The 15,490-nt window shown below is 65.0% G+C and carries 13 protein-coding genes and 1 pseudogene; 8 read left to right on the top strand and 6 right to left on the bottom strand.

The window, feature by feature from the left end:
* Window positions 1–33 precede the first annotated feature (33 nt).
* A complete protein-coding gene (locus JQ573_RS19070) occupies window positions 34–840 on the top strand; it encodes an SDR family NAD(P)-dependent oxidoreductase (protein ID WP_212314133.1) in 807 nt (268 codons plus the stop codon).
* Window positions 841–856: 16 nt separating this feature from the next.
* On the opposite strand, the gene JQ573_RS19065 is transcribed toward JQ573_RS19070, so the two are convergent.
* A complete protein-coding gene (locus JQ573_RS19065) occupies window positions 857–2,401 on the bottom strand; it encodes a sodium:proton antiporter (RefSeq protein WP_212314131.1) in 1,545 nt (514 codons plus the stop codon).
* 147 nt (window positions 2,402–2,548) lie between these two features.
* Here JQ573_RS19065 and JQ573_RS19060 point away from each other — a divergent pair, with 147 nt between their 5' ends.
* From JQ573_RS19060 to JQ573_RS19045, 4 genes are all read left to right on the top strand, one after another.
* The gene (locus tag JQ573_RS19060; RefSeq protein WP_212314128.1) at window positions 2,549–3,331 is read left to right on the top strand and encodes a hypothetical protein; all 783 of its coding nucleotides are present in this window, start codon (window positions 2,549–2,551) and stop codon (window positions 3,329–3,331) included.
* Window positions 3,332–3,454: 123 nt separating this feature from the next.
* Window positions 3,455–5,365, top strand: a complete 1,911-nt coding sequence (locus tag JQ573_RS19055; protein WP_212314126.1) for a propionyl-CoA synthetase — start codon at window positions 3,455–3,457, stop codon at window positions 5,363–5,365.
* A 288-nt stretch (window positions 5,366–5,653) separates the two neighbouring features.
* A complete protein-coding gene (locus JQ573_RS19050; protein WP_194458312.1) occupies window positions 5,654–5,926 on the top strand; it encodes a hypothetical protein in 273 nt (90 codons plus the stop codon).
* A gap of 202 nt (window positions 5,927–6,128) precedes the next feature.
* Window positions 6,129–7,244, top strand: coding sequence for an acyltransferase (locus JQ573_RS19045; protein ID WP_212314120.1), 1,116 nt, complete (start codon window positions 6,129–6,131; stop codon window positions 7,242–7,244).
* 120 nt (window positions 7,245–7,364) lie between these two features.
* Here the strand turns inward: JQ573_RS19045 and JQ573_RS19040 are convergent, their stop codons facing one another.
* Window positions 7,365–8,060, bottom strand: a complete 696-nt coding sequence (locus JQ573_RS19040) for a DUF1013 domain-containing protein (protein WP_050405544.1) — start codon at window positions 8,058–8,060, stop codon at window positions 7,365–7,367.
* Window positions 8,061–8,289: 229 nt separating this feature from the next.
* Between JQ573_RS19040 and ispH the strand changes: the two genes are divergently transcribed.
* Genes ispH through rnhA form a run of 3 tightly spaced genes read left to right on the top strand, consistent with a single transcriptional unit; the run spans window position 8,290 to window position 10,699 of the window.
* Window positions 8,290–9,264 (top strand): 4-hydroxy-3-methylbut-2-enyl diphosphate reductase, encoded by a 975-nt coding sequence (gene ispH / locus JQ573_RS19035; protein ID WP_092118785.1) that lies wholly within the window; start codon window positions 8,290–8,292, stop codon window positions 9,262–9,264.
* Between the two features lie 5 nt (window positions 9,265–9,269).
* Window positions 9,270–10,250 (top strand): homoserine kinase, encoded by a 981-nt coding sequence (locus tag JQ573_RS19030; protein ID WP_212314119.1) that lies wholly within the window; start codon window positions 9,270–9,272, stop codon window positions 10,248–10,250.
* Entirely contained in the window at window positions 10,238–10,699 is a 462-nt protein-coding gene (gene rnhA / locus JQ573_RS19025; protein ID WP_171947839.1) for a ribonuclease HI, read from the top strand. Before JQ573_RS19030 ends, rnhA begins: the two co-directional genes overlap by 13 nt.
* A 278-nt stretch (window positions 10,700–10,977) precedes the next feature.
* Here rnhA and JQ573_RS19020 read toward each other — a convergent pair whose 3' ends face one another.
* The 4 genes and pseudogenes from JQ573_RS19020 to JQ573_RS19005 form a co-directional block, all read right to left on the bottom strand.
* The gene (locus JQ573_RS19020; protein WP_050419364.1) at window positions 10,978–11,463 is read right to left on the bottom strand and encodes a peroxiredoxin; all 486 of its coding nucleotides are present in this window, start codon (window positions 11,461–11,463) and stop codon (window positions 10,978–10,980) included.
* 116 nt (window positions 11,464–11,579) lie between these two features.
* Window positions 11,580–12,128, bottom strand: a pseudogene (locus JQ573_RS19015) (DUF924 family protein); the annotation flags it as partial.
* 27 nt (window positions 12,129–12,155) lie between these two features.
* Window positions 12,156–13,838, bottom strand: a complete 1,683-nt coding sequence (locus tag JQ573_RS19010) for a long-chain fatty acid--CoA ligase (protein WP_212314118.1) — start codon at window positions 13,836–13,838, stop codon at window positions 12,156–12,158.
* A 175-nt stretch (window positions 13,839–14,013) separates the two neighbouring features.
* A complete protein-coding gene (locus JQ573_RS19005; RefSeq protein ID WP_249131997.1) occupies window positions 14,014–15,390 on the bottom strand; it encodes a D-alanyl-D-alanine carboxypeptidase family protein in 1,377 nt (458 codons plus the stop codon).
* Window positions 15,391–15,490: the final 100 nt, after the last annotated feature.

The following is a 15,490-nucleotide window of genomic DNA, read 5'->3' as shown; positions in this document are numbered from 1 at the left end:
CTACAATGACAACAACAAACGGGAGAACGAACGATGGATCGGCTCAAGGGCAAGGTTGCGATGGTGGTCGGCGCGGGCTCGATCGGGCCCGGCTGGGGCAATGGCAAGGCGACCGCCGTCACCTTCGCGCGCGAGGGCGCCAGCGTGTTCTGCGTCGATCGCAACGGTGCGGCGGCCGAGGAGACGGTCAAGATCATCACCGGCGAAGGCGGCAAGGCGGCCGCATTCACCGCCGATGTCTCGCGCGCCAGCGAGGTCGAGGCGATGATCGCGGCCTGCCTCAAGACCTATGGCCGCATCGACGTGCTCGACAACAATGTCGGCATCGCTGAGGTCGGCAGCGTGGTGGAAGTCGCGGAAGCCGACTGGGACCGCGTCTTCGCGGTCAACCTCAAGAGCGCCTATCTCTCGATGAAGCACGTCATTCCGGTCATGATCAAGCAGGGCGGCGGCTCGATCATCAACATCTCGTCGATCGCCTCGATCCGCCATGTCGGCATTTCCTATGTCAGCTACAATGCGAGCAAGGCGGCGATGAACCAGATGACGCGCTCGACCGCGGTCGAGTTCGCCTCCAAGCATGTGCGCGTCAACGCGATCCTGCCGGGATTGATGAAGACGCCGATGGTCGAACATTCGGCGGGGCTGGCGCAGAGCTACGCCAAGGGCGATGTGGAGGCGATGTGGCGCGCCCGCGACGCGCAGGTGCCGATGGGGCACATGGGCGACGCCTGGGACGTCGCCAATGCCGCGCTGTTCCTGGCGTCGGACGAATCGAAATATGTCACCGGCATCGAGCTCGTGGTCGACGGCGGCATCACCTCGAAGTCGGGTGCTTGAGAGGTCGCTGAAGGAACTACGCCTCGACGCTGAGCTCGGCGCGGTCGAGCTCCTCCTCGACCAGATGGAATGCGTCGTCGCCGATGGTCTCGGTGTGGCGCAGATTGAGCAGCGCCTGACGCGCGGCCGCGATGGCGCGGCGGCGTATCGGATCCGACGGGAGCTCGCGTGAGGTCAGGCCACCGTCGGGGTCGTTCTCGGCATGCATGAGCACGGCGCGATATTCGAGCCGGAGGATCTCGGCTTCTTCCGACGGGTCGGCGTCGATTTCCTCGAGCGCTGCGCGAAAGACCACGCCGCGGGCATGGGCCGCCTCGCGCCCGACTGGATCGTCGTCATCGAAATTCAACGCCAGGATCAGCGGCCGCAGGGTCAGCCCCTGGATCACGAGCGAACCCAGCACCACGGCAAACGCCGTCAGCAGGATCAGATCGCGATATGGAAAATACTCGGGCAGCGCGAACGCGGCCGCCAGCGTAACGATGCCGCGCATGCCGCACCACGACACGATGAAGCCGCGCTTCAGGGTCGGCACTGCCTCCACCACATGGGTGGGCAGCCAATTGCGCGCCTTCAGCGTGCGCAGCAGCGCGCCGTAGGGCATCACCCAGAGGATGCGGGCAAGGATCACGACGGCGAGGATCGCGGCGGCAAAGCTGCAATATTTCCAGCGCACCTCGTCGTCGAGCTCCGACCAGATCGGGCGCAATTGCAGGCCGATCAGCATGAAGGCGAGCACGTTGAGCACGAACACGACGGTCTCCCACACCGCATAGGACGACACGCGCAGCCGCGCCGAGGTGCGGGCCGGCGCGGTGCGGGCGATGGTGATCGCATAGGCGATGATGGTGAGGATACCGGACAGCCCGAGGTGCTCGGCGACGATCCACACCATGAAGGTGCCGCCGAATTGCGTGATGATCGCGCTCGGCGCCTCGGTGATGCGGCGGGTGATCATCATCCATACCCGTGCGAACAGGTATCCGGCGGCGAGGCTGCCGACCAGCGCGACCGTGATCGACGGCACGAATTCGCGGATCTTCATGTGCTCGGCGGCGACCAGGCCGACCGCGACGCGATAGATCAACAGCGAAGTGGCATCGTTGAGCAGGCTTTCGCCTTCGAGGATCTTCTGGATCCGGTAGGGCAGGTTGACCTGGCGCAGGATCGCGGTGGCCGCGGCCGCGTCGGGCGGGGCCACGATGGCACCGAGCGCGATCGCGACCGGCCAGGGCATGTCCGGGCGCAGCCAGTGCGCGACCACGGCGACCGCGGCCGTGGTGACGCCGACCGCGACCACCACCAGCGTCGAGACCGGCAGCCAGTTGTTGCGGAGATCGCGCAGCGAGGTGTCGTAGGCGGCATCGAGCAGCACTGGTGCCACGAACAGCGCCAGCGCCAGTTTCGGTTCCAGGGCCCAGGTCGGCGCCCATGGCAGCAGGGTCAGCAGCACGCCGCCGAGCGCAAGAAAGGTCGGGTAGGGCACCTTGATCCGCCGCGCCAGCGCCGACAGCGCTACCGCTGCGAGCAGCAGGCCAATGATCCATTCGAATGTCAGCACGCGAACCCCCAAGTACGGCCCCAAGTGCAGCCGATCGTCGCAATTGACGTATAATCCAGCGTGTGGTTTTGCGGCAAATGGCGCGCTGCCGGACATCAGAGGTCGGTGGTGCGGGCGCGGGAGAGGGATGTCTTGTCGGCGATCGGGATGCGACGCAACTCTGCGAATCTTGCCTTCAATCTGGCTCTGGCGCTGCTGTGCGCTTGCCTGTCAGGCGCGCTGACATCAGGCGTTGCGCGCGCGGCCAGCAGCGAGCCCGGCAAGGATGTGCAGGCCGATGCCGGACCCTGCATCGCTGCGGCTGCGGCAACGGATGACGACAAGACCGTCGATGCCTGCGGCGCGCTGATCGACAATGAGAAGGCGGCCAAGCCGGATCGAATCAGGGCGCTGATGGCGCGCGCGAGCGCCTATGACCGCAAGCAGATGATCGACCGCGCGATCGCGGATTATGACACCGTGCTCCGGCTCGATCCATCGCTTGCCGACGCCCACAATGCGCGCGGCGAGCTGTGGCGCCGCAAGGGTGACCGGCCGAAGGCGATCATGGATTTCGGCGCCGCCGTCAAGCTCAACCCCGATCACGCCGCCGCCAAGGCCAACTACAAGTCGTTGTCGCTGGAGCTCGAGAGGATCGGCGCCATGATGGCGGTGGCAGGCAAGCCGAGCTTCGATTGCCGAAAGGCGCGCCGGCCGGTGGAGAAGGCGATCTGCGCCAATCCCGCGCTCGCCGATCTCGATCGCGAGATCGGCGCATCGACTTTCCGCACGGTGCGCGAGGCGCAGGACCCGCGCCAGGCGCGCGAGCTGCAGCGCGCGCAGGATCAGTTCGTCGCCCGCCGCAACGCGGAATTCGGCAAGCCGGACTATGACCTGCAAAAGGCGATGCGCGAGCGGTTGCGGCAGATCAACGGGGTCGACGGCTACTAGTGCTAACGTCGGTAAGTTTACGGCTTGAATTATCGGTCGCGCCCATGACAATGACCGCCAAAGAGAGCCAACCATCCATATCCGTCATGCTCGACACGACGATGGAGGCGAGGGAGAAGCGCAATGAACGTCCAGCAGCAGAGCCGGTATCATGAGGTGTATGCCCGCTCGCTTCGAGACCCCGAGGGTTTTTGGGCGGAAGCGGCGCGCGAGATCGACTGGATCGAGCCGGCGAAGAAAGTCTTCGATCCGTCCATGGGCGCCTATGGACGCTGGTTCGCCGGCGCCGTGGTCAACACCTGCTACAATGCGCTGGATCGCCATGTCGCCGGCGGCCGCGCCGGCCAGGTCGCGCTGATCCACGATTCCCCGCTCACCAACTCGATCACCAAATTCACCTATTCCGAGCTTCTGACGGAGGTGCAGACGCTGGCCGCGGTCATGCAGGATTTCGGCGTGGCCAAGGGCGATCGCGTCATCCTCTATATGCCGATGGTGCCGGAGGCTGTCGTCGCGATGCTCGCCTGCGCGCGGATCGGCGCGGTGCACAGCGTGGTGTTCGGCGGCTTCGCGGCCAAGGAGCTCGCGACCCGCATCGACGACGCCAAGCCGAAGCTGATCTTCTCGGCGAGCTGTGGCATCGAGCCCGGGCGTATCGTGCAGTACAAGCCGCTGCTCGACGAAGCGATCCGCCTCGCCGGCGCCAAGCCCGACACCTGCATCATCCTGCAGCGGCCGCAGCAGGCCTGCGAGCTCACCGCGGGCCGCGACCACGACTGGGCGACGCTGCGCCGCGCTGCGTTCGACGCCGGCAAGGCCGCGCCCTGCGTGCCGGTCGCCGCGACCGATCCGCTCTACATCCTCTACACGTCGGGCACGACCGGAATCCCGAAGGGCGTGGTGCGCGACAATGGCGGGCACCTGGTGGCGCTGAAATGGTCGATGCACAATCTCTACGGCGTGAAGCCCGGCGAGATCTGGTGGTGCGGCTCCGACATCGGCTGGGTGGTTGGCCACTCCTACATCGTCTATGGCCCGCTGATCCACGGCGCGACCACGATCATGTATGAGGGCAAGCCGGTCGGTACGCCGGATGCCGGCGCGTTCTGGCGCGTGATCAGCGAGCACAAGGCGGTCGCCTTCTTCACGGCGCCGACCGCATTCCGTGCGATCAAGAAGGAAGACCCCGAGGGCAAGCTGCTGAGGAGCTACGACCTGTCGCGCTTCCGCACGCTGTTCCTCGCCGGTGAGCGCGCCGATCCGCCGACGGTGGAGTGGGCGGAGCAGCAGCTCAAGGTGCCGGTGATCGATCACTGGTGGCAGACCGAGACCGGCTGGTGCATTGCCGGCAATCCGGTGGGGCTCGGCCAGTTGCCGGTCAAGCACGGCTCGCCGACGGTGCCGATGCCGGGCTATCAGGTCGACATCGTCGACGAGGCGGCGAAGCCGGTGCCCGCGGGCACCATGGGCTCGATCGTGATCAAGCTGCCGATGCCGCCGGCCTGCCTGCCGACGCTGTGGCAGCAGGACGATCGCTTCAGGGACGCCTATCTCTCGGAATTCCCCGGCTACTACAAGACCTCGGACGCCGGCTATAAGGATGGGGACGGCTATGTCTGGGTGATGGGCCGCACCGACGACATCATCAATGTCGCCGGCCACCGGCTCTCCACCGGCGGCATGGAGGAGATTCTCGCCTCGCATCCCGATGTCGCCGAATGCGCGGTGCTCGGCGTCAAGGATGCGATCAAGGGCGAGGTGCCGTGCGGCTTCCTGGTGCTGAAGGCCGGCGTCACCAAGACACCGGATCAGGTCGAGAAGGAGGTCGTGGCGCTGGTGCGCGAGAAGCTCGGGCCGGTCGCCGCGTTCAAGCTCGCGATCACCGTGGCGCGGCTGCCGAAGACCCGCTCCGGTAAGATCCTGCGTGGCACCATCAAGAAGATCGCCGACGACGAGCCCTGGACCATGCCCGCGACGATCGAGGATCCCAAGGTGCTCGACGAAATCGGCGAGGCGCTGAAGGGCAAGGCGTAGCTCTTGTCGCCTCGCCCCGCTTGCGGGGAGAGGCCGGATCGCATGGTAATGCGATCCGGGTGAGGGGGAGTCTCCGCACACTCGCTGCATTCATCTTGTGGAGGCGGCCCCTCACCCCAACCCTCTCCCCGCAAGGGCGGGGCGAGGGAGCGCTGGCACTTCCCGCGCCTGAGGGCGCCACGCGCGGAACAAGACCTGCGCATTCGGAAGCAAAATGGCCATGATTTTGATGGATTGCCGGGTCATCCCGGCCTTCCCTGTCATACGCCACGAGATACGGACCACCGGATGCGATCCATTTCCGCACGCGCGCCTCTCGCTTTGCTGCTCGCACTGCCGCTGCTGGCAGGCTGCCTTGAGCGCGGCCGATCACCGATCGCGGAGAGCATGGGCGACGACGATCAGTACTGCCAGGCTGGCGGCAAGGTCGCGGTCGGCTCGCCCGAATATGTCGCATGCCGCAAGGATCGCGACGTCCAGCGCCAGAATGCCGAAGCCCGCACCGATCGGCGGCAGCGCGATCTCGGCGAATACATGATGAACAATCCGGACCGCCACTAGGGCCCCGGTCCGATGAATCGGAACGGGGCCCTAGATTCTTGCTTTGACGCGTTTTCTTCACGCGAACCGGTATCCACTTCGCTCGAAAACGCTCTAGGCGCCATGGTCACCGCCCGTCCGGTGAGGTATGCGTGGTCGGCCGCCGGACCGAATTCCGTCAAGATATCGGCTCGCCGCATGCGATCACGAGCGGCTGTTTTGGATGAGACCTGGTCCTGTGCTTGTGGAAGGCGAGCTCGCGTTGGAGCGTGACAGGATCGGAGAGCTCGACGGGCTGCGCGCGATCGCGCTGCTGATCGTCGTCATCTGGCACTATTTCGGCGCGCCGGACGGTCCGCAGGGCTGGCCGTGGAAACTGCTGCATGTCGGCCGCTTCGGCGTCGACCTGTTCTTCATTCTGTCCGGCTATCTCATCACGGATATTCTGCTGCGCCACCGGGCGGCCGAACGGTATTACTCAGCCTTCTACGGCAGGCGCGCGTTTCGCATCTGGCCGCTCTACTACCTGATGTGCGGTTGCGCGGCGGTCGGGTGGTATTTTTCGCTAAGCCCTGATCTGTTCGACACCAGGGGCGTGCCCGGCTGGCTGTACCTGTTCGGCTTGCAGAACTTCGGCATGGCCAAGGCGCAGACCGACGGCGCTTTCTGGCTGGCCGTAACCTGGTCGCTCGCGATCGAGGAGCAGTTTTATCTGCTGTTTCCGTTGCTGGTGCGGAACATCCCGACCGAGCGGCTGTTCGCGATCCTGCTCGTGCCGATCCTGATCTGCCCGATCGGGCGCCTGATCGATAGCGCGCTGCCGGACGCTTACGGCTGGTACGTGCTGCCGCAATTCAGGATCGATTCGCTTGCGATCGGCGCGCTGATCGCCTGGTGGCGCCTCTATCGCAAGCCGGATGCCGAGGTCTCCAGACGCGTCGCCGCCATCCTCAAATGGTCGAGCATGTCGCTTCCCCTGCTGTGGCTGTTCGGGTGGAAGCGCTGGTCGGTGGCGTTCTCGCATACGCAGGTCGAGATCTTCTTCGGTTCTCTGCTGTTCGTCGTTCTGGAAAATCGCGGCTCGCCAAAACTCGCACTGCTGCGCAATTCGGTCGCGAACTTCTTCGCCAAGACGTCCTACGCGGCGTATCTCACCCACCACGTCATCGTGTACCTGCTGTTCGCCGTACTGCATCAACCGAGAACGGTCGAGAGCCTCGCCGGCCTCTCGCTGACCTTCAGCGCGCTCGCGCTGACGTTCGCCCTGTGCGCCCTGAGTTATCGTTATTTCGAACGTCCGCTGCTCGACTTCGCCCACCGGCGCTTCTCGTTCGGGTAAGCGAAGGCGGGCCGCCGGCGCGTCGCTTGCGGGATCAAGGCTCCGCATGCCCCAAACAAAAACGCGGCGGGTTGCCCTGCCGCGTTTCGTAGTCCGGTCCTCGAGAAACGCAGCCGGCGGCTACTCCTCGTCGTCGGCCTTCTTGCCGCCGATCGTCTTCAGCTTGGCGAACACGGCATCGACATTGAGATCGTCGTGCCGCTCGATCGGCTGATCGTCCAGCTCGTCCTTGCGCGTGGTCTCGGAGGCCGGCAGCAGCGTGGCGCCGCCGTAGACGGTCGTGGTCGGCTTCTCCTTGGCGGCGCGCTGCACCTCGAAATCGAGCTCGATCTGCGAGCACAGGCCGAGCGTCACCGGGTCCATCGGGGTCAGGGTCGAGGCGTTCCAGTGGGTGCGGTCGCGCACGCTGGCGATCGTGGTCTTGGTCGTGCCGACCAGACGCATGATCTGGGCGTCCTTCAGCTCGGGGTGGTTGCGCACCAGCCAGAGGATCGCGCTCGGCCGCTCATGGCGGCGCGACACCGGGGTGTAGCGCGGGCCCTTCTTCTTGGCGGCGGTCGGCAGCACCACCTTGCTCTCCTGGAGCCTGAGGCGGTAATTCTGGTCCCGCTCGCCGCGCTCGATCTCCTCGCGGGTCAGCTGGCCGTTGGAAATCGGGTCCATGCCCTTGATGCCCTGGGCGGCGTCGCCGTCGGCGATGGCACGCACCTCCAGGGGGTGCATTTTGGTGAAATCGGCCACCTGATCGAACGTCAGGGCGGTATTATCGACCAACCACACGGCAGTCGCCTTCGGCATCAGCGGTGCGTTGCTCATGGCAAATCTCCTTTGTGCTTCGCCCACCTCTGTAGAGGCGAAGCTGGTAGTCATCGGCGATGACGGGAATTATAGGGCCTATATAAGCCCTCCGGGGGGAATGGCGCAATGGGCCAGCAAAATCGCCTTGACAGCGCCCGAAAGCAGTCCCAAGTCCTTATCCTAACTGGCCGTTCCCCGCCCGCCGGCGAGGGGTGATTCGGTCCCGAGATTGCCCCGAGACAGCCTGATGTCAGCGAAAAAACCCGATCTTAGAATCGTGCTTTGTTCCCCCCGCGGCTTTTGCGCCGGGGTGGTCCGCGCCATCGATACGGTCGAACGCGCGCTCACTATTTATGGTGCCCCGGTCTATGTCCGGCACGAAATCGTCCATAACAAGTATGTGGTCGACAGCCTGAAGACCAAAGGTGCCATTTTCGTCGAGGAATTGGCCGAAATCCCCGACGATACCAATGCGCCGGTGGTGTTTTCGGCCCATGGCGTTCCCAAGTCGGTTCCGGCCGAGGCCAAATCCCGCAATTTCTTCTCGCTGGACGCGACCTGCCCGCTGGTGACCAAGGTCCACCGCGAAGCGGCGATCCATTTCAAGCGCGGCCGCGAGATCCTCCTGATCGGGCACTCCCATCACCCCGAGGTGGTCGGCACCCTGGGCCAGCTCCCGGTCGGCGCCGTGACCCTGATCGAGACCGCCGAGGATGCAAAGACCTTCGTCCCGAAGGACCCCAACAACCTCGCTTTCGTGACCCAGACCACGCTGTCGATCGACGACACCGCGGAGATCGTGGCGTTGCTCAAGCAGCGCTTCCCGAACGTCAACGGTCCGCACAAGGAAGACATCTGCTACGCCACCACCAACCGCCAGCTGGCGGTCAAGAAGGTGGCGCCGGTTGTCGATGCCCTGATCGTGGTCGGCGCGCCGAACTCGTCGAACTCGCAGCGCCTGCGCGAGGTCGCCGAGCGCGAGGGCTGCCCCATTGCCGTGCTTGCACAACGTGCCAGCGACATCGACTGGAGCAGGTTCGAAGGCATCACGAGCCTCGGCATCACCGCGGGCGCCTCGGCGCCGGAAGTGATCGTCGAGGAGATCATGGGCGCCTTCGCCGAGCGCTTCGAGCTTCACGTGGAGACGGTCTCGGCCGCGGAAGAGAACGAGTTCTTCCCGCTGCCGCGTTCGCTGCGGCCCGACGCTGCCGCCGCGGAATAGACCATATGGCGGTCTACACCGACGTTGCCGCCGAAGACCTCGCGGAATTCCTCAAGAGCTACGACATCGGCGAATTGCTCTCCTACAAGGGCATCGCCGAGGGCGTCGAGAATTCGAACTTCCTGCTGCACACCAGCCAGGGCGCCTACATCCTCACGCTCTATGAGAAGCGCGTGGCGGAGGACGACCTGCCGTATTTCCTGTCGCTGATGGCGCATCTCGCTGCGCGCGGGGTATCGTGCCCGCAGCCGGCGCGCAACCGCAAGGGCGAGGTCTATAGCCGGCTCGCCGGCCGGCCGGCGGCGGTCATCAACTTCCTCGAAGGCGTGTGGCCGCGGCGGCCGAACGTGGCTCATTGCTCCGGCGTCGGCGCGGCGCTGGCCAAGATGCATCTGGCCGGCCGCGACTTTCCGCTGGTCCGCAACAATCCGCTGTCGGTCTCCGGCTGGCGGCCGCTGTTCGATCTTGCCGCGGCGCGGGCCGACAGCGTGCAGCCGGGTCTGCACGACTTCATCGCGCGCGAGCTCGATCATCTCGAAGCCGCGTGGCCGGCGGACCTTCCGGTCGGCGTGATCCATGCCGACCTGTTTCCCGACAACGTCTTCTTCCTCGGCGACAAGCTCTCGGGCCTGATCGACTTCCCGTTCGCCTGCAACGACATCCTGGCCTACGACGTCGCGATCTGCCTCAACGCCTGGTGCTTCGAGCCGGATCATTCCTTCAACGTCACCAAGGCGCGCGCGCTGCTCAATGCCTATAACCGCGAGCGGCAATTGTCGGCGGCGGAGGAGGCCGCGCTGCCGCTGCTCGCGCGTGGCGCCGCGCTCCGTTTCCTGCTGACGCGCCTGGTCGATTTCCTCAACGTGCCCGCGGGTGCGCTGGTGCAGCCGAAGGACCCGCTGGAATACGTCCGCAAGCTGCGCTTCCACCAGAACGTCGCTGCGATCAACGACTACGGCATCACGCCGGCGGGATGCGTGGCGTGAGCGACAAGCCGCATGTAATTGTCTTTACCGATGGTGCCTGCTCCGGAAACCCCGGACCGGGCGGCTGGGGCGCGATCCTCAGATTCGGCGACGTCGAGAAGGAATTGAAGGGCGGCGAGGCGCACACCACCAACAACCGCATGGAGCTGATGGCGGCGATCTCGGCACTGGAAGCCCTGAAGAAGCCCTGCGTGGTCGACCTCACCACCGACAGCCAGTACGTCCGCCAGGGCATCACCGGATGGATTCACGGCTGGAAGCGCAATGGCTGGCGCACGGCCGACAAGAAGCCGGTGAAGAATGTCGAGCTGTGGCAGCGCCTCGACGCCGCGCTGAAGCCGCACGAGGTGCGCTGGCACTGGATCAAGGGCCATGCCGGCCACGCCGAGAACGAACGCGCCGACGAGCTGGCGCGCGAAGGCGTGGCGATGGCAAGGTTGAAGGGGTAGGCGCAACGGTCGCGCCGCGTATCGGCTGCGTAGGATGGGTAGAGCGAAGCGAAACCCATCACTCGCCCCGCGCGGCACGAAGCCGATGCGTTTCGCTGCGCTCTACCCATCCTACGGACCAGCGATCCCGGCTACCCCCATTCCCACAACTGTCATCGCCCGCGAAAGCGGGTGATCCAGTATTCCAGAGACATCGGCAATTGAAACGTGAGGCCGCGGCGTACTGGATCGCCCGGTCGAGCCGGGCGATGATAGCCAGTTGCGGCGAAAGCGTCAGCTCAGAGCTGCCCGAGCAGCGTGTCGCCGCCGGAGACCTCGACCTTGCCCGGAGCCGGCTCCTTGTTGAGCTTCTTCACCACGCCGTCCTCGACCAGCATCGAGTAGCGGTGGGAGCGGATGCCGAGGCCGTTGCCGGAGGCGTCGAGCTCCATGCCGATCGCCTTGGCGAAGTCGGCATTGCCGTCGGCCAGGAAGACGGCTTCGTCGCGCTGGTCGGTGTCGCGCTTCCAGGCGTTCATCACGAAGGCGTCGTTGACCGAGACGATCGCGATGGTGTCGACGCCCTTGTTCTTCATGGCATAGGCGTTGAGGAAGATGCTCGGCAGATGCATCTTGTGGCAGGTGCCGGTGTAGGCGCCGGGCACCGCGAACAGGGCGACCTTCTTGCCCTTGAAAATGTCGTCGGTGGTTTTGACCTGCGGACCCTCGGCGGTCATTACGCGAAACTTGGCTTCCGGCAGCTTATCGCCAACATTGATCGTCATCGTTGTTCTCCCTCGGTGAAGCGGAATTGTCTTAAACCCGGCGGTTGGACCGCACAATACGGCCTGCTGCAGGAACGGCAATGCCGAAGCGCAGTCACCGTTCCGTCATCAGCCGGAAAACCCCCGGCGTCGAGAAAGGCCTGCTCTTCCGCGGTGGTTTCCCGACCCAGCACGCGGTTACGGTGCGGGAAGCGGCCGAACCGGCGGATGATGTCGGCGTGATCCTCGGCATATTTCAGATTGTCGGGATGGCAATCATATTGCCGGAACAGCGTCACGCAGCGCTGCTGGTCGTCGAGGTCCTCCGAATGCTCGAAAGGCAGGTAGAGGAATTCGCGCAGCACCGGGTCGGTCCGCGCATCGACGCCGCGGTCGATGGCGCGCCTTGCCACGTCGCGCGCCAGCGCGTCACTTGAAAAGGTGCTGGCGTCGCCTCGAAACAGGTTTCGCGGAAACTGGTCGAGCACGATGGTCAGCGCCAGCGCGCCCTCGTCGCTCGCCTCCCATGACGACAACTCGCCGGCAGCCGCCTTCTGCCAGGTGGCAAGGAAGCGGCTGCGGATTTCGGCATCGAAGGTGTCGTCGTGCGTGTACCAGTGGTCACGGCCGGCTTCTCGCCAGAACGCGATGACGTCGGCGGGCGTCGCGATGCGAGCGTCAGTCATGTCCGTCCAACGCCCGCTTGCTCGTCCTTACGCCGCGGCCTTCTTCTCGTCGCGCAGCTCGCGGCGCAGGATCTTGCCGACATTGGTCTTCGGCAGGTCGGCCCTGAACTCGATCTGCTTCGGCACTTTGTAGGCGGTGAGCTGGGTGGCGGCGAACTTGATGATGTCCTCGGCGGTGACGCTCGGGTCCTTCTTGACCACGAAGGCCTTCACCGCCTCGCCGGACTTCGCGTCGGGGACGCCGATCACGGCGCATTCGAGCACGCCCGGATGGCTCGCCAGCACTTCCTCGATCTCGTTCGGATAGACGTTGAAGCCCGAGACCAGGATCATGTCCTTCTTGCGGTCGACGATCTTGGTATAGCCCTTCTCGTCCATCACGCCGATGTCGCCGGTGCGGAAATAGCCATCCGCCGTCATCACCTTGGCGGTCTCGTCAGGCCTGTTCCAGTACCCCGACATCACCTGCGGGCCCTTGGCGCAGATTTCGCCGGCTTCGCCGAGCGGCAGTTCATTGCCGTCGTCGTCGCGGATCGAGAGCCAGGTCGAGGGGACCGGAAGGCCGATCGTCCCGGAGAACTCTGTGATCGTCGCGGGATTGCATGTCAGGGTCGGCGAGGTTTCCGACAGCCCATAGCCTTCCGACAACGAGATTCCCGTGACTTTCAGCCATTTCTCCGCGACCGGCTTTTGCGTCGCCATGCCGCCGCCATTGGCGATCTTTAGCTTGGAGAAATCCAGTTTGTCGAAGCCTGGCGTGTTCAACAGGCCATTATAGAGCGTGTTGACTGCCGGAAAAAAGCTGACCTGATATTTCGCCAGCTCCTTGATGAAGCCGGCCATGTCGCGCGGATTGGGGATCAACAGATTGGTGCCGCCGGAGCGCACGCCCAGCAGGTAGCACGCGGTCAGGGCGAAGATGTGATAAAGCGGCAGCGCGCAGACGATCACCATCTGGTCGACGATCGGTGGCTTCTTCAGCGCCGGCTGCAGCCAGGCGTCATTCTGCAGCACGTTGGCGAGCACGTTCTGGTGGATCAGCGTGGCGCCCTTGGAAACGCCCGTGGTGCCGCCGGTGTATTGCAGGAAGGCGACGTCCTGGCGCGTCAGCACCGGCTTGTTGAGCTTCATGCCGCGGCCGGCCGACAGCGCCTCGTTGAAGCTGACCGCACCCGGGATCGACCAGGCCGGCACCATCTTCTTCACCCGGCGCACCACCAGGTTGACGATGACGCCCTTGAAGCCGAGCAGGTCGCCCATGCTGCCGACGATCACCTGCTTCACCGCGGTGTTAGGCAGCACCTTCTGCACGGTGGTGGCGAAGTTCTCCAGCACGATGATCGCTTCCGCGCCGGAATCCTTGAGCTGATGCTCGAGCTCGCGCGGGGTGTAGAGCGGATTGACGTTGACCACGGCATAGCCGGCACGCAGCACGGCGGCGGTCGCTATGGGATATTGCAGCACGTTCGGCATCATCAGCGCGACGCGTGCGCCCTTCTGCAGGCCCTTGCTCTGCAGGTAGGCGCCGAGCGCCGTCGACATCTCGTCGAGCTCGCGATAGGTGATCGCCTTGTCCATGCAGATGAACGCCTTGCGATCGGCGAACTTCTTGAAGCTCTCTTCCAGCAATTCGACCAGCGACGAATATTGCGTGACGTCGATATCGGCGGGCACGCCGGCCGGATAATGCTTGAGCCAGATGCGCTCCATAATGGCTATTCCCTCTCATATAAATTTGGCTGATGTCCCGGATTGCTTCCGGGTTTTCCGACCCTTGACCGTGTCTTGGCCGCGTTATTTCAGGCAGTATTGAGCGATGCCGCGGCCAATGGCAAGCCGCTGCGCGCTATCGACGCATTGGGAGATCGGAGGGGGTGGCGCTCTGCTAGCCTGCCGGCTTGGCGTCGGCCTTCGGCTTCTCGGCCTTGGGCTTCGCAGCAGGCTTTGCCGCCGCCGCCGGCTTGCCGGCAGGCTTTGCAGCGGCAGGCTTGTCCGCGGCGGGCTTCGCAGCTGCGGCATCCGGCTTGGCGTTGGCGTGACGTACCGGCTTGGCCGCCGGCTTGTTGTCCGACTTGGAGGCGCTCTTGCTGTCACCCTTGGCGTCATCAGCCGAATCGGACTTCTTGCCGGCGACACGGGTGTGCTTGCCCTTGGCGCGCTTGGCCGGCTGCAGCTTCTCGGTGTCGGCGTCGACCGCGGCGATCAATGCAGCGCCGGTCTTGGTCGGTCCCGTATAAACCACGACCGGTTCGGACGCCGCCGCCGGCTGCGCCAGCAGGTCGGCCGGTTTTGTCGGCATCGCGGCCTGCAGGCCCGAGGCGAAGAAGCTCACGCCGCTGTCGCCGTTGGTGCTCGCGCCGGCGCTGGCCACGGTGTCTTCTCCGTCCTCGTCGCTGGCGGGTCGCTTGTGCTTGGCACCGCACATCTCCTCGCGCAGGTTCGGCGGGGTGGAATCGATCGGCACCAGATTGTCGACGGTGCCGAGCGAGGGCCGCAGCCACGCCAGCCCGTTATTGGCAAAGCCGCGATCCAAAAGCTGCGCGGCGCGGATCGCGCGCATGCGGCCCGAGGAGGCGCCGAGCACCACGGCGATCAGCCGCTTGCCGTCGCGCGTCGCCGACGCCACGAGATTGTAGCCGGAGGCGCAGATGAAGCCGGTCTTGAAGCCGTCGGCGCCGGGATAGCGGCCGATCAGCTTGTTGAAGTTCTGAGTGATGCGGCGGCCGAAGCGGATCGACGGGATGTGGACGAAATACTCGTATTCCGGCAGGTCGCGGATGATGGCGCGGGCGAGGATCGCCATATCGCGCGCCGAGGTGATCTGGCCGTCGGCGGGTAGGCCGTTCGGGTTGACGTAGCTCGTTTGCGTCATGCCGAGCTTTTGCGCGGTCTGGTTCATTTCGCCGGCAAAGCCGTCGATCGAGCCGCCGATGCCCTCGGCCAGCACCACGGCCATGTCGTTGGCCGACTTCACCAGCATCATCTTGAGCGCGTTGTCGACGGTGACCTGGGTGCCGGGCCGAAGGCCCATCTTCGAGGGCGACTGCGATGACGCGGTCGGCGACACCGTGAGCAGCGTGTCGAGCGACACCCGGCCATCCTTGACCGCCTTCAGCGTTACATAGGCGGTCATCAACTTGCTGAGCGAGGCCGGATACCACGGCATCGTCGCATTGTCGGCCTGCAGCACCTTCCCGGTATCGGCCTCGACGACCAGCAGCGCCTCGGCCTGCGCGATCTGCGGCGTTGCGATGGCGAGCATCGCGACGGCCAAAATCCATTTCAACGACGGGCGCAGCGGGCGAGGAAAATACACGACGGTTCCGGTCCTTTGAGACCCGCCTTCGAGAAGGAGGTCTTGC

This window comes from Bradyrhizobium sp. AUGA SZCCT0105 (assembly GCF_018129565.1).
Taxonomy (GTDB): Bacteria; Pseudomonadota; Alphaproteobacteria; order Rhizobiales; family Xanthobacteraceae; genus Bradyrhizobium.
This window is presented reverse-complemented; position numbering and strand designations above follow the sequence as displayed.

What these genes read in the sequence shown, in the direction of transcription:
- JQ573_RS19070 (WP_212314133.1), top strand. Translation starts at nt 34, where the DNA reads ATGGATCGGCTCAAGGGCAAGGTTGCGATGGTGGTCGGCGCGGGCTCG.
- JQ573_RS19030 (WP_212314119.1), top strand. Translation starts at nt 9,270, where the DNA reads ATGGCGGTCTACACCGACGTTGCCGCCGAAGACCTCGCGGAATTCCTC.
- JQ573_RS19010 (WP_212314118.1), bottom strand. Translation starts at nt 13,838, where the DNA reads ATGGAGCGCATCTGGCTCAAGCATTATCCGGCCGGCGTGCCCGCCGAT.
- JQ573_RS19050 (WP_194458312.1), top strand. Translation starts at nt 5,654, where the DNA reads ATGCGATCCATTTCCGCACGCGCGCCTCTCGCTTTGCTGCTCGCACTG.
- JQ573_RS19045 (WP_212314120.1), top strand. Translation starts at nt 6,129, where the DNA reads ATGAGACCTGGTCCTGTGCTTGTGGAAGGCGAGCTCGCGTTGGAGCGT.
- JQ573_RS19060 (WP_212314128.1), top strand. Translation starts at nt 2,549, where the DNA reads ATGCGACGCAACTCTGCGAATCTTGCCTTCAATCTGGCTCTGGCGCTG.
- JQ573_RS19055 (WP_212314126.1), top strand. Translation starts at nt 3,455, where the DNA reads ATGAACGTCCAGCAGCAGAGCCGGTATCATGAGGTGTATGCCCGCTCG.
- ispH (WP_092118785.1), top strand. Translation starts at nt 8,290, where the DNA reads ATGTCAGCGAAAAAACCCGATCTTAGAATCGTGCTTTGTTCCCCCCGC.
- rnhA (WP_171947839.1), top strand. Translation starts at nt 10,238, where the DNA reads ATGCGTGGCGTGAGCGACAAGCCGCATGTAATTGTCTTTACCGATGGT.
- JQ573_RS19040 (WP_050405544.1), bottom strand. Translation starts at nt 8,060, where the DNA reads ATGAGCAACGCACCGCTGATGCCGAAGGCGACTGCCGTGTGGTTGGTC.
- JQ573_RS19005 (WP_249131997.1), bottom strand. Translation starts at nt 15,390, where the DNA reads ATGCTCGCCATCGCAACGCCGCAGATCGCGCAGGCCGAGGCGCTGCTG.
- JQ573_RS19020 (WP_050419364.1), bottom strand. Translation starts at nt 11,463, where the DNA reads ATGACGATCAATGTTGGCGATAAGCTGCCGGAAGCCAAGTTTCGCGTA.